At 74.3% G+C, this 12,147-nt stretch carries 13 protein-coding genes; 1 reads left to right on the forward strand and 12 read right to left on the reverse strand.

Annotation, left to right across the window (positions count from 1 at the left end):
* Window positions 1-87 precede the first annotated feature (87 nt).
* The 4 genes from ABTX81_RS33850 to ABTX81_RS33865 form a co-directional block, all read right to left on the reverse strand.
* On the reverse strand, window positions 88-1,971 hold the full coding sequence (locus ABTX81_RS33850) for a LytR C-terminal domain-containing protein (protein ID WP_350553672.1): 1,884 nt from the start codon (window positions 1,969-1,971) through the stop codon (window positions 88-90).
* Window positions 1,972-1,993: 22 nt separating this feature from the next.
* Window positions 1,994-2,626 carry a nicotinate-nucleotide adenylyltransferase gene (gene nadD / locus ABTX81_RS33855; RefSeq protein WP_350553674.1) on the reverse strand — a complete coding sequence of 211 codons (633 nt, stop codon included), beginning with the start codon at window positions 2,624-2,626 and terminating at the stop codon, window positions 1,994-1,996.
* 97 nt (window positions 2,627-2,723) lie between these two features.
* A complete protein-coding gene (locus ABTX81_RS33860; protein ID WP_344342390.1) occupies window positions 2,724-2,882 on the reverse strand; it encodes a hypothetical protein in 159 nt (52 codons plus the stop codon).
* Between the two features lie 164 nt (window positions 2,883-3,046).
* Window positions 3,047-3,193, reverse strand: a complete 147-nt coding sequence (locus tag ABTX81_RS33865) for a hypothetical protein (protein WP_350553676.1) — start codon at window positions 3,191-3,193, stop codon at window positions 3,047-3,049.
* Between the two features lie 265 nt (window positions 3,194-3,458).
* Between ABTX81_RS33865 and ABTX81_RS33870 the strand changes: the two genes are divergently transcribed.
* On the forward strand, window positions 3,459-4,550 hold the full coding sequence (locus ABTX81_RS33870; RefSeq protein ID WP_350553678.1) for a M48 family metallopeptidase: 1,092 nt from the start codon (window positions 3,459-3,461) through the stop codon (window positions 4,548-4,550).
* Between the two features lie 85 nt (window positions 4,551-4,635).
* On the opposite strand, the gene ABTX81_RS33875 is transcribed toward ABTX81_RS33870, so the two are convergent.
* The 8 genes from ABTX81_RS33875 to rplU form a co-directional block, all read right to left on the reverse strand.
* Entirely contained in the window at window positions 4,636-5,700 is a 1,065-nt protein-coding gene (locus ABTX81_RS33875) for an SCO2583 family membrane protein (protein WP_350553680.1), read from the reverse strand.
* A gap of 137 nt (window positions 5,701-5,837) precedes the next feature.
* Entirely contained in the window at window positions 5,838-6,413 is a 576-nt protein-coding gene (locus tag ABTX81_RS33880) for an SCO2584 family spore wall biosynthesis protein (RefSeq protein WP_350553682.1), read from the reverse strand.
* 100 nt (window positions 6,414-6,513) lie between these two features.
* A complete protein-coding gene (locus tag ABTX81_RS33885; protein ID WP_350553684.1) occupies window positions 6,514-7,836 on the reverse strand; it encodes a glutamate-5-semialdehyde dehydrogenase in 1,323 nt (440 codons plus the stop codon).
* Window positions 7,837-7,950: 114 nt separating this feature from the next.
* Window positions 7,951-8,475: a DUF8830 family protein gene (locus ABTX81_RS33890; RefSeq protein WP_350553686.1), complete on the reverse strand. Its 525-nt coding sequence runs from the start codon at window positions 8,473-8,475 to the stop codon at window positions 7,951-7,953.
* A gap of 140 nt (window positions 8,476-8,615) precedes the next feature.
* Complete coding sequence (proB, locus tag ABTX81_RS33895; RefSeq protein WP_350553688.1) at window positions 8,616-9,752, reverse strand: glutamate 5-kinase; 1,137 nt, start codon at window positions 9,750-9,752, stop codon at window positions 8,616-8,618.
* 222 nt (window positions 9,753-9,974) lie between these two features.
* Window positions 9,975-11,453: a GTPase ObgE gene (gene obgE, locus ABTX81_RS33900; protein ID WP_350553690.1), complete on the reverse strand. Its 1,479-nt coding sequence runs from the start codon at window positions 11,451-11,453 to the stop codon at window positions 9,975-9,977.
* A 101-nt stretch (window positions 11,454-11,554) separates the two neighbouring features.
* Entirely contained in the window at window positions 11,555-11,812 is a 258-nt protein-coding gene (gene rpmA, locus ABTX81_RS33905) for a 50S ribosomal protein L27 (protein WP_344342406.1), read from the reverse strand.
* Between the two features lie 12 nt (window positions 11,813-11,824).
* On the reverse strand, window positions 11,825-12,139 hold the full coding sequence (gene rplU / locus ABTX81_RS33910) for a 50S ribosomal protein L21 (RefSeq protein ID WP_030309710.1): 315 nt from the start codon (window positions 12,137-12,139) through the stop codon (window positions 11,825-11,827).
* Window positions 12,140-12,147 lie beyond the last annotated feature (8 nt).

Consider the following 12,147-nt stretch of genomic DNA (forward strand, 5'->3'; position numbering starts at 1 on the left):
GATCTCACGCCGCCCAGGCGGCCCCGGAACCGATTTCCGGGGCCGCCGGGCCGGGCACGGCCGAGCACGCGGCCGGACGTCGCCGGGCTACGGGGCCTTCGGCGGCGCGTAGTCCTTGCCGAGGACGACGACCAGGTCGGCGTTCTGCGCGTCGGTGACCTTCTTCACGGCCGTCTCCGGCAGGTTGAGGCTGGTCGCCAGCGACTTCGCGGCGGCCTGCCGGGCGTCGTCGGTGTAGCGGATCTCACTGGTCGCCTGCGGTGCGCTCCTGGCGCCGCCCGGGACGAAGGTGAGGCCCGCGTTGACCACCTGGACCTGGGCGGCGGCGGCCGCCAGGTCGTTGCCGCTGGCGTCCTGGACGGAGACCCGGGCCGGCGCGTCGCCGCTGGTCGCGGCCTTGACGGTGCCGCCCAGCACCTCCTTGACCTGCTTGCCGGCGGTGGCCTCGTCCAGCGAGCCGTCCGGCTTGACGGTCAGCGCGGTGGTGCCGAACTGCCCGTTCTTCGAGAGCTGCGCCAGCTGCGCGAGCACCCCGGCGAGCGCGTCCTCGGGCAGCGAGGGGTCGAGCACCGCGTTCATCCGGTGCACGTCGTCCTTGGCGTCCTTGAACTCGACCGGCATGGTGCGCACCACGGCGTCCATCACCTGGCCGAACCGGGCGAGCTGGGCGTCGCGGCTCTCGCCCTCGTTCTGCAGGGTGGCGTAGGCGACCGCGGCCTTCCCGCCGAGCAGGGTGTTCTTGCCCGCGGCGGCGAGCACCTTGCCGTCCGGCTTGCCCCCCTCGTGGACCTCGGCGTTGGTGTCCACCCGGACGCCGCCGAGCTGGGCGACCAGCAGTTCCAGGTACGGGGTGTCGAGCCGCCAGGTGCCGGCGACCGGGGCGCCGAGCACGGTGGTCAGGCCCTCGCGGGTGCCGGAGGCGCCGAGGGTGTCCATGGCCTGGCCGACGGTGGTGACCGGCGGGTCGCCGGGGCCGGGCAGCCGCAGCGTGTCCGGCAGCAGCAGGACGGTGCCCTTCTTGCCGGAGGCGTCATTGACCAGCAGCGCGCTGGAGACCTTGCCCTGCAGGTCGCGCAGGTGGACGACGTTGACCTGGCGCGGTCCGGCGGCGGCGGCCGCGTTCTCCTTGCCGCCGCCGGTGAACCAGAGGTAGCCGCCGGTGCCGGCCGCGGCGAGCGCGAGGATTACACCGGCGCCGACCAGCCGGTTGCGCAGCTTGCGGCGGCGCTCGGCGCGCACCTCGCTGCGGGACTCGGCGAACTTGAGCCAGTCGATGACGTCCTCGGACTTCTCCGGCTCGTCGTCGACGAAGGTGAACTCGCCCGTGGTGTAGTCGTCCCCGGCGTCCGCGGCGCCGGTCCTGGCCCGGGCCGGGCGGGAGCCGCCGACCTGCTCGGACGGCGGTCGGGGCCGGGCGGGGGCGGCCGGCTCGGCGGCGGCCGGGCGCGGCACCCCGGGCCGCGGCGGCGTCGGCGCGGCGGGCGCGGGCGCGGGCGCGGCGGGCTCCGCCACCGGCTCCGGCTCGACGACCACCGGCATCGGCGCGGTCGCGTACGAGGGCGGCGGCGACTGCTCGTACGCCTGCGGCTGCGGGTGCGCCGGTGACTGCTGGTACTGGTCCTGGTAGCCGTAGCCGCCCTGCTGCCGGTACCCCTGCGGCACCTGCTGCCCGTACTGGCCGGGCTGCTCGTACACCCCGGGCTGCTCGTACTGCGGCTCGTAGGAGGACTGGTACCCCTGCTGCTGGTACTGGTCCTGGTAGCCGTACTGCCCCTGCCCGTAGGGCGCGGACTGCACCGGCTGCCCGTACTGGTCGTACTGCTCGTACTGGCCGGGCTGTTCGTACTGGCCGGGCTGCTGCTCGTAGCCGCCCTGCTGCTGGTAGGGCGGGTACTGCTGCTGGTACTGCCCCGTCGGCCAGTCGTCCGGCTGCCCGGGCTGCTGCCCCTGAGGTCCCCTGCGCTCGCTCATCCGTCGGTCGGCCCCTCCGGGATCAGGTCCGGTGCGGCGCGTACAGCGCCCGCTTGTCGATGTAGCGGACCACGCCGTCCGGGACGAGGTACCAGACCGGTTCGCCCTTGGCGACCCGGTTGCGGCAGTCCGTGGAGGAGATGGCCAGCGCCGGGACCTCCACCAGGGAGACCCCGCCCACCGGAAGCCCGGCGTCCGACAGAGTGTGCCCCGGCCGGGTGCACCCGATGAAGTGGGCGAGCGAGAAGAGCTCGTCGGAGTCCCGCCAGGACAGGATCTGGGCGAGCGCGTCGGCGCCGGTGATGAAGAAGAGGTCGGCGTCCGGGTGCATCGCGTGCAGGTCGCGCAGGGTGTCGACGGTGTACGTCGGGCCCTCGCGGTCGATGTCGATGCGGCTGACCGAGAACTGCGGGTTCTCCGCGGTGGCGATGACCGTCATCAGGTAGCGGTCCTCGGCCGGGCTGACCTGCCGGTCGCTCTTCTGCCACGGCTGTCCGGTCGGGACGAAGATCACCTCGTCCAGGTGGAACGCGCTGGCGACCTCACTGGCGGCGACCAGGTGCCCGTGGTGGATCGGGTCGAAGGTGCCGCCCATCACGCCGAGACGGCGCCGCTCCGGCGCCGGTACGCCGGGATTCCCGGTCTGCTCTCCCATGGCGCCACACCTTACGCGACGCCCGTTGCGGTGCGGGAACGGCCGGGTGACGGGCGTCCCGGGGGCGGTGCCGCACCCCGGGCCACCGTCGGCCGGGTCAGCGGTCCCGGTTGAAGCGGGTGGTCACGAAGAGCAGCACCAGGAGGACGAACAGCGCGGCGCCACCCGTCAGGTACGGGTTGAGGCTGTCGTGGTTGCCCCCCTCGCCCTCGTTCGCGAGGAGGTTCAGGACGGGGAGTGCGGCGGCAGTGCTCATGGTCGGCGGGACCTTCTCGGCTCGGATGGCGGGCAGGGGGTGTCGTACGGGCCGGTGAGGGCCCACCCGTCATCGTACGGGGGGTTACACGGCAACCGCTCGGCGGCCCACCGCGTCTGAACCGCCGTGAGCCGGGGCCCCGGAAGGCGGGCCCGCGGGGCCGCTCAGTTGTTGCGGCCGGCCCGCAGCAGGATCCAGGCCAGCAGGCCCACACCGACGAACGACGCGACCACGATGATCCGCAGGAAGAGCCCGGGGCCGTTCTCCGCGGAGATCGGGGCGGCCAGGCTGGCAAGGGCGGCGGTGGACATCTGCGGGCTCCTCGGACTGCTCGGTGCCGCGGCCTGAGGTGGCCCGGCTCTCCCGGGCATTCAGGGTAAACCGCCCTCACACCGGCGCCGCCCACCGCCCCCGCGGGCGCCGTCCGCGCCGCCCCGAACGGCGCTCGCGCCACCCGGGACGCGCCGGCGGGGACGAGTGCGCAACCGCGGACGTTGTCCGGACAGTCGTTGCAGACGAGAACCACCGGGGGCCGGCCGGGGACCGGGGCCGCCGTCGACAGGGAGGCAGACACACATGACCGACACGACCGCGAAGAGCCCGAGCCGGCGCCGCCAGCGCTTCCCGGAGATCTCGACCCGCGCCTGGGAGCACCCGGCGGACCGCTCGGCGCTCGTCGCGCTGCGCAAGCTGACCGGCTTCGACGACGTGCTGAAGAAGCTCGCCGGTCTCGTCTCCGAGCGCTCGATCCGGCTGATGTTCCTGGCCACCGCCGTGAAGACCTCCGAGCGGCAGTTCCCCGAACTGCACGACATGGTCCGCGACGCCGCCTACGTGCTCGACCTCGAGAAGGTGCCGGACCTCTACGTCACCCAGGAACCGACGGTCAACGCCTACTGCATCGGCATCGACACGCCGGTGATCGTGGTGACCAGCGGCCTGGTGGAGCTGCTGGACGAGGAGGAACTCCGCTCGGTGATCGGCCACGAGGTCGGCCACGCGATGTCCGGGCACGCCGTCTACCGGACGATGCTGATGATCCTCACCAACATCGCCGCCCGGATAGCCTGGGTGCCGCTCGGCAACCTGGCGATCATGGCGATCGTCACCGCGCTCAAGGAGTGGTTCCGCAAGGCGGAGATCTCCAGCGACCGGGCCGGCCTGCTGGCCGGGCAGGACCTCCAGGCGTCGATGCGGGCGCTGATGAAGCTGGCCGGCGGCCACAACCTGGCCGAGATGAACGTGGACGCGTTCCTGGAGCAGGCCGAGGAGTACGAGAAGGCCGGCGACCTGCGCGACGGCGTGCTCAAGGTGCTGCAGGTGCTGCCGCAGAGCCACCCGTTCGCGGTGGTCCGGGTCGCCCAGCTGAAGAAGTGGGCCGAGAGCGAGGAGTACCGCTCCATCCTGGCCGGCGCCTACCCGCGCCGCACCGACGACCCGGACGCCTCGGTCGGCGAGCAGTGGCGGGCCGCCGCCGAGCACTACACGAGCTCGGTGAAGGAGAGCAAGGACCCGCTGATGGGCCTGATCCGCGATGTCGCGGGTGGCGCGGCCTCGGTCGGCGGCAAGCTCCGCGACACCTTCACCGGCGCCGGGCGCGGCAACGGCAGCGGCAACGGCAGCAGCGGCGGCAGCGGCAAGGACGGCGGCTCCGGCGACAACGGCTGAGGCACCGCGCGCAGGAACGTTTCGACGGCCCCCGGCCACCCCGCCGGGGGCCGTCCGCGCCCGGACGCCGCCGCGCCGGCGCCCGTCAGCTCCCCGCCAGCACCCCGCACACCTGCCAGGCCGGCCGCGCGTGGTTGCCCGGGTCCACCGCCGACGGCCCGGCCGGCGGCGCGGTGGCCTCCGCGCCCGCCAGCACCGGCTGCACCACCCCGGCCAGCGAGCCGTCGCACGGCGCCGGCCCGGCCTGCAGCACCGAGTCCACCAGGCGCAGTTGCGCCGCCGCGAGGTCGACCCGGTCGAACTCGAAGGTCAGCTGCCGCCGCACGGTCTCCAGGGTGACCGGCGCCCCGCTCGCCGCCCCGGCCGCCTTCAGCGCGTAGACGAAGGTGTGGTCGGTGGTGATCCGCAGCGTGCCGCCGTCCGCCTCGTCGATCCGCATGGCGCCGGCCACCTTCACGGTGTCCGCGGCCAGCGCGACCTGCTGCGGGTCGAAGCGCACCAGCCAGCCGGTCAGCGCGTGGTGCCGGTCGTCGACCGGCTGGACCACGCTCGCGTCGAACTGGGCCTGCTCACCGGGGGTGACGAAGGCACGCACCTCCGCGGTCGATCCCTGCACCAGTACGGCGGGCGACAGCGAGGACGCCACCAGGTAGCGCTGCACGGTGTCGAGCGCCTTGGTCACCTCGACCCGGGAGAAGTGCCCGGTGGGCGCCCCGGTCGGCGTGCCCAGCCCGACCGCGCCGTCGCTGTAGCCCGGCGGCAGGCCGGCGAACGGATTGGCCGGGTCGGCGACCGCGTGGACCGGCGAGGCCGGGCTCAGCGCCACCAGGCTGACGGTCAGCTGGCTGCCCTGGGGGCGGGCGGTGGGCCGGACCGGCGAGCTGACACCGAAGTACACGGCGGCGCCGAACGCCAGCAGGATCACCAGCAGCAGCGCGAGCGCCTGCCGGGGCACGGTGCCGAGCGGTCCCAGCCGGACCTTCGGCCGGGTGGGCCGACCGAACGCGCCGGACAGCCGCTCGCGGGCCGACAGCTCCTGGATCCGGGCAGCCCGGACGAACGATTCGTCGAAGACGACGGACCGGTACTCGTCATCGTTTCCGGAACCACCCTCGGGCGCACCCTCCGGAGGCTCGCGCGGGTCACCCATGACACCAGGGTAAGGCGCATCCTCGCCCCGGTACGAGGGTCCTGCCGCAGTTCACCGCAAACCCTCCGTGACCGGTCGCGGCCCGCCGGGGCGACACCGGCCGCCCGCCGTCCCGCCGCCCCGCCGTCGCCCGTCGCTCAGCCCGTCGGCGCGGTGACCACCAGCGACGGCTCGGCCGGCGGCGGCGCCGGGTCGACTCCGGCGCTGCTGCTGCCGGACTCGGGCCGCCGGGGCGTCTCGCCGGCCCCGCCCACGCCCTGGTAGACCGCCGCGACCGCCACCGCGACCAGGCTCACGCCCATGATCACGGCGAGCACCCAGGCCACCGGGCGGTGCCAGCGCTGCTGGGCGACGTAGCGGCCGCGCCCGGCGCCGATCGGGTCGAAGCCGCCCGGGCGCCAGCGCCGCGAGCGGCGGCCGGGGCCGGTCCACGGATCGGGGAAGCGGTGGTCGTCGTCGAACCGGCTCGGGTAGGGACGCAGTTCCAGCGGCAGTCCGTCGCCCGCCGGGGCGTCGTAGGACCAGGCGGGACCGGCCGTGTCCGGCTCGAAGCGGGCCTCGGCGGCGGCGAGCTGCCGCTCCTTGGCCGTCGGCTCGTGCACGGCGGCGGACCGCACGAAGGCCTCGTCGAAGACCACGGTGGCGAACTCGTCATCCGCACCACCGTGGTCGGCACCGTCGGGGTACGGCAAGCCCCCCACATCGTCAGCCACGGATTCAGCGTATTACCGGGCGGGCGATTTGTCTGGGGCTCGGGACAGTTGGTCCGTCAGTCGTGTGACGGCGGGCCGGCGGCGGCCGGCCCGGCCGGGCTCAGCCGGTGTGGCCGGCGCCGCCCACGGTCGGCGTCGCCTCGCCGCGGACGTGGCCGTCACCAGTGACGATGTACTTGGTGCTGGTCAGCTCCGGCAGGCCCATCGGGCCGCGGGCGTGCAGCTTCTGGGTGGAGATGCCGATCTCGGCGCCGAAGCCGAACTCACCGCCGTCGGTGAACCGGGTCGAGGCGTTGACGGCCACCGTGGTCGAGTCGACCAGCTGCGTGAAGCGGCGGGCGGCGGCCTGCGAGGTGGTGACGATGGCCTCGGTGTGGCCGGAGGTCCAGCGGCGGATGTGCGCGACGGCGGCGTCCAGCGAGGGGACGACGGCGGCCGCGATGTCGTACGACAGGTACTCGGCCTCCCAGTCCTCGTCGGTGGCGGGCAGCACGGTGGCGGCGGATCCCTCGGCGGCCTTCAGCACCGCCTCGTCGCCGTGCACGGTGACCCCGGCCTCGGCGAGCGCGGCGAGCGCGAGCGGCAGGAAGGCGTCGGCGACGTCCTGGTGGACGAGCAGGGTCTCGGCCGCGTTGCAGACGCTGACCCGCTGGGCCTTGGAGTTGAGCAGGATGCCGACGGCCATCGCGAGGTCCGCCTCGGCGTCCACGTAGACGTGGCAGTTGCCGGTGCCGGTCTCGATGACGGGGACGGTGGAGCCCTCGACGACGGCGCGGATCAGCGAGGCGCCGCCGCGCGGGATCAGCACGTCCACCAGGCCGCGGGCGCGCATCAGCTCCTGCACGGAGTCCCGGCTCTCGCCCGGGACCAGCTGCACCGCGTCGGCCGGCAGCCCGGCGGCGGCGACGGCGTCGCGGACCACGGCGACCAGCGCGGTGTTGGAGCGGTAGGCGGAGGCGGAGCCGCGCAGCAGCACCGCGTTGCCGGACTTCAGGCAGAGCGCGGCGGCGTCGACGGTGACGTTGGGGCGGGCCTCGTAGATGATGCCGACGACGCCGAGCGGGACGCGGACCTGCCGCACGTCCAGGCCGTTGGGCAGGGTGTAGCCGCGCACCACCTCGCCGACCGGGTCGGGCAATCCGGCCACGTCGCGGACGTCGGCGGCGATGGCGGCGATCCGCTCCTCGGTGAGGGTGAGCCGGTCGATCACCGACTCGGCGGTGCCGGCCGCGCGGGCCCGCTCGACGTCCTCGGCGTTGGCGGCGGTGACCTCGGCGGCGCGGGCGACCAGGGCGTCGGCGACCGCCCGCAGCGCGGCGTCCTTCGTGCCGCGCGGCAGCGGGGCGAGCGCGGCGGCGGCCTCCCGGGCTCGGCGCGCTACGGCGAGGACGGGGCTGTCGGCGGTGGCGAGGTCGCTGGTCATGCGCCCAGCGTAGTGGAGGGATTCAGCCCGCCTCCGCCCCATTTCGCCCGATGAGACGCCCCGCTTCGTGGCTCGCTCGCCCGTGCTCTCCCCCTCGTCCCCGCCCGCACCGCCTCAGTACGGGTAGACCCCGCCCAGCTGCGGGGGCGGACCGGCGAAGCCCTCGGCGACGCGCTTGTGGTAGGTGGCCCGGTCCACCACCTCCAGGCCGACGATCTCCCACGGCGGCAGCTTGGCCGTCGCCTTGTGCTCGCCCCACAGCCGCAGCGCGATCGCCGCCGCGTCGTGCAGGTCGCGGGCCTGCTCCCAGTAGCGGATCTCGGCGTGGTCGGCGGCGTAGCGGGCGGTCAGGAAGAACGAGTGGTCGTACGCCAGCCGTTCGAGGCCGGCCCGCAGCTCGGAGAGCGGGGTGACCGGCCCGGCCACGCTCAGCACCACGTGCCAGAGCCGGGCCTGTTCGGGCGAGACGGGCGGTTCGGCGGCGGGGCGCCGGTCCGCCCGGAGCCGGTGCACCGTGCCGGTCCCCTGGGGCGGCGGACCGGCCGGCCCGGCGGCGCCGTCGTCCCCGCCGCCGTCGATGCTGGTCAGCCGCCGGCCCGCGGTCCCTCCGGTCAGCGCTGCCTCGCGCCTGCGTTCCACCGGCGGCCTCCTGTTCGGCGATGTCGTTTCGTCGTACCCGCCGGCCCCGGCCGGCGCGCGTACGACCGCGCCCCTCCTCGCCCGTGGCCGGGCGTGCTCCCCGTGCGGAGCCGCCCGCGTTCCGGCGGTCCGACGGCGGGTCAGCCGCGCAGGACGACCAGGTCGTCGCGGTGGACGACCTCCCGCTCGTAGGCGGCGCCGAACTCCTGGGCCAGGTCCCGGGTGGACCGGCCGAGCAGGCGGGGCAACTCCCTCGCATCAAAGTTGACCAGTCCGCGCGCGACGATGTGGCCGTTTTCGGCAAGAAGGTCCACCGGATCACCCGCGGCGAACTCGCCGTCGACCTTGGTGACCCCGGCGGGCAGCAGCGAGGCGCCGCCGGAGACGACGGCCGTGACGGCGCCGGCGTCCAGGTGCAGGGCGCCGCGCGGGCTGCTGGCGTGGGCCAGCCAGAGCATCCGGTCGGAGGAGCGGCTGCCGGTGCGCAGGAACAGGGTGCCGGTGGGGCGGCCGGCCAGCGCGTCGGCGGCGTGGCTGGCGGCGGTGAGGACGACGGGGATGCCGGCGCCGGTGGCGATCCGGGCGGCCTCGACCTTGGTGACCATGCCGCCGGTGCCGACCCCGGCCTTGCCGGCGCTGCCGATCTCGATGCCGTCGAGGTCGTGCGGTCCGGCGATCTCGGCGATCCGGCTGGTGCCGGGGCGGGACGGGTCGCCGTCGTAGAGGCCGTCCACGTCGGAGAGCAGGACGAGCAGGTCGGCGCGGACGAGGTGGGCGACGAGGGCGGCCAGCCGGTCGTTGTCGCCGAACTTGATTTCGGCGGTGGCGACGGTGTCGTTCTCGTTGACGATCGGCATCGCGCCCATCGCCAGCAGCTGGTCGAGGGTGCGGTAGGCGTTGCGGTAGTGGGCGCGCCGGCTGGCGTCCTCGGCGGTGAGCAGGACCTGGCCGACGCGCAGGCCGTAGCGGGCGAAGGAGGCGGTGTAGCGGGCGATCAGCAGGCCCTGGCCGACGCTGGCGGCGGCCTGCTGGCGGGCGAGGTCCTGGGGCCGCTTCTCCAGGCCGAGCGGGGAGAGCCCGGCGGCGATGGCGCCGGAGGAGACGAGCACGATCTCGGGGGCGTCGGGGCGGGTGCGGACCTTGGCGAGGGCGTCGACGAGGGCGTCGACCCGGTCGGCGTCGATGCCGCCGGCGGCCGTGGTGAGTGAGGAGGAGCCGACCTTGACGACGATGCGCCGCGCGGTCAGCACCTCCGCCCGCAGTTCGTCCTCGCTCATCTCGGGTTTCGCCCTTCCGGTGTGGTGCGCTGGCGGCGGGTCGGGGCCCGGCCGTATCCCCCGCAATCTACGCGATCGGCGCGCCCGGGCCGCACCCCGTTCCAGCGGCCGGACGGCGTCCGGCACCGCCGCCGGGCGCCCGACGCGGCGTCAACGCACCGGCCCCCGCCGCCCGTTGGAACGGGTGGCGGGGGCCGGTCGGAGTCCTGGGGGCGCGGCGGCTCAGTAGTCCTCGTCGTCGCCCTCGATGGCGGCCTGACGGCCGCTGGAGAGCGCCTCGAAGGCGAGGAACTCGGCCTCGGCGGCGTCCCGGCCCTTCTGCTTGTCGCGGCGGCGGTCGACGGCCGGGCGCTGGGTCTCGAAGCGGTGGTCCTCACCGCGGCGGCCGAGCATCTCGGCGCCGGCGGCCATGGTCGGCTCCCAGTCGAAGACGACGGCGTTCTCGTCGGGGCCGATGATGACGGTGTCGCCCTCCTGGGCGCCGACCTTCCACAGCTCCTGCTCGACGCCGAGGCGGGCCAGCCGGTCGGCGAGGTAGCCGACGGCCTCGTCGTTCGAGAAGTCGGTCTGCCGCACCCAGCGCTCGGGCTTGCCGCCGCGGATGCGGTAGGCGCCGTCCTCCTCGGTGATGGTGAAGCCGGCGTCGTCCACGGCGGTGGGCCGCAGCACGATCCGGGTGGACTCCTCGACCGGCTTGGCGGCGCGGGCCTCGGCGACGATCTGCGCCAGGGCGAAGCTGAGTTCGCGCAGGCCCTTGCGGGAGGCGGCGGACACCTCGAAGACGCGGTAGCCGCGCTCCTCCAGGGAGGCCCGGGTGAGGTCGGCGATGTCCTGGCCGTCCGGCACGTCGACCTTGTTGAGGGCGACCAGCCGCGGGCGGTCGTCGAGGCCGCCGTACTCGGCCAGTTCGGCCTCGATGGTCTCCAGGTCGCTCAGCGGGTCGCGGCCGGGCTCCAGGGTGGCGCAGTCCAGGACGTGCACCAGGACGGAGCAGCGCTCGACGTGCCGCAGGAACTCCAGGCCGAGGCCGCGGCCCTGGCTGGCGCCGGGGATCAGGCCGGGGACGTCGGCGATGGTGTAGACGGTGTCGCCGGCGGTGACCACGCCGAGGTTGGGGATCAGGGTGGTGAACGGGTAGTCGGCGATCTTCGGCTTGGCGGCGGAGAGCACGGAGATCAGCGAGGACTTGCCGGCGCTCGGGTAGCCGACGAGGGCGACGTCGGCGACGGACTTGAGCTCCATGACGATGTCGCGGGCGTCGCCGGGCTCGCCGAGCAGCGCGAAGCCGGGGGCCTTGCGGCGGGCGGAGGCGAGCGCGGCGTTGCCGAGGCCGCCGCGGCCGCCCTGGGCGGCGACGAAGCTGGTGCCGTGGCCGACCAGGTCGGCGAGCACGTTGCCCTTCTTGTCGAGGACGACGGTGCCGTCCGGCACGGCGAGGACGAGGTCCTGGCCGTCGGCGCCGGTGCGGTGGCCGCCCGCGCCGGGCTTGCCGTTGGTGGCCTTGCGCTTGGGCGAGTGGTGGTACTCCAGCAGGGTGGTGACCTGCGCGTCGACGATGAGGATGACGCTGCCGCCCTCACCGCCGTTGCCGCCGTCCGGGCCGCCGAGCGGCTTGAACTTCTCGCGGTGCACGGAGGCGCAGCCGTGGCCCCCGCTGCCCGCGGCGACGTGGAGCTCGACGCGGTCCACGAAGGTGGTCATGGGTGTGCCTCCGATGTGAAAGAAGATGTTCTGCCTGCGGTAAAGCGCGAAGGGTGGACCGGAACATTCCGGCCCACCCTTCAGTGTGAGTCAGGTGTGACTCAGGCCTCGACGGCCACGACGTTGACGACCTTGCGGCCGCGGCGGGTGCCGAACTGCACGGCACCGGCGGTCAGCGCGAACAGGGTGTCGTCGCCACCGCGGCCGACACCGGCACCCGGGTGGAAGTGGGTGCCGCGCTGGCGGACGAGGATCTCGCCGGCGGAGACGACCTGGCCGCCGAAGCGCTTCACGCCGAGGCGCTGGGCGTTCGAGTCACGGCCGTTGCGGGTAGAGCTTGCGCCCTTCTTGTGTGCCATCTGGCTATCCCCTTACTTGACCGAGTCGATGCTGGTGATGCGCACCGCGGTGTGCTGCTGGCGGTGACCCTGGCGACGGCGGTAGCCCGTCTTGTTCTTGTAACGCAGGATGACGATCTTGTCACCCTTGGTCTGGTCGACGACCTCGGCGTGGGCCTTGACGCCGGCCAGCACCCACGGGTCGGAGGTGACGGCCTCGCCGTCGACCACCAGGATGGTGGAGAGCTCCACCGAGTCACCCGGCTTGGCCTCGATACGGTCGATCTCCAGCACGTCGCCGACGGCGACCTTGTGCTGGCGGCCGCCTGCGCGAACGATCGCGTACATGCGGTACC

This window comes from Kitasatospora sp. NPDC097605, assembly GCF_040302725.1.
GTDB lineage: Bacteria > Actinomycetota > Actinomycetes > Streptomycetales > Streptomycetaceae > Kitasatospora.

Excerpts from the sequence above, each read along its gene's own strand:
- ABTX81_RS33875 (WP_350553680.1), bottom strand. The coding sequence starts at position 5,700 with ATGGGTGACCCGCGCGAGCCTCCGGAGGGTGCGCCCGAGGGTGGTTCC.
- ABTX81_RS33865 (WP_350553676.1), bottom strand. The coding sequence starts at position 3,193 with ATGTCCACCGCCGCCCTTGCCAGCCTGGCCGCCCCGATCTCCGCGGAG.
- ABTX81_RS33870 (WP_350553678.1), top strand. The coding sequence starts at position 3,459 with ATGACCGACACGACCGCGAAGAGCCCGAGCCGGCGCCGCCAGCGCTTC.
- ABTX81_RS33850 (WP_350553672.1), bottom strand. The coding sequence starts at position 1,971 with ATGAGCGAGCGCAGGGGACCTCAGGGGCAGCAGCCCGGGCAGCCGGAC.
- nadD (WP_350553674.1), bottom strand. The coding sequence starts at position 2,626 with ATGGGAGAGCAGACCGGGAATCCCGGCGTACCGGCGCCGGAGCGGCGC.
- rpmA (WP_344342406.1), bottom strand. The coding sequence starts at position 11,812 with ATGGCACACAAGAAGGGCGCAAGCTCTACCCGCAACGGCCGTGACTCG.
- ABTX81_RS33885 (WP_350553684.1), bottom strand. The coding sequence starts at position 7,836 with ATGACCAGCGACCTCGCCACCGCCGACAGCCCCGTCCTCGCCGTAGCG.
- obgE (WP_350553690.1), bottom strand. The coding sequence starts at position 11,453 with ATGACCACCTTCGTGGACCGCGTCGAGCTCCACGTCGCCGCGGGCAGC.
- rplU (WP_030309710.1), bottom strand. The coding sequence starts at position 12,139 with ATGTACGCGATCGTTCGCGCAGGCGGCCGCCAGCACAAGGTCGCCGTC.
- proB (WP_350553688.1), bottom strand. The coding sequence starts at position 9,752 with ATGAGCGAGGACGAACTGCGGGCGGAGGTGCTGACCGCGCGGCGCATC.
- ABTX81_RS33860 (WP_344342390.1), bottom strand. The coding sequence starts at position 2,882 with ATGAGCACTGCCGCCGCACTCCCCGTCCTGAACCTCCTCGCGAACGAG.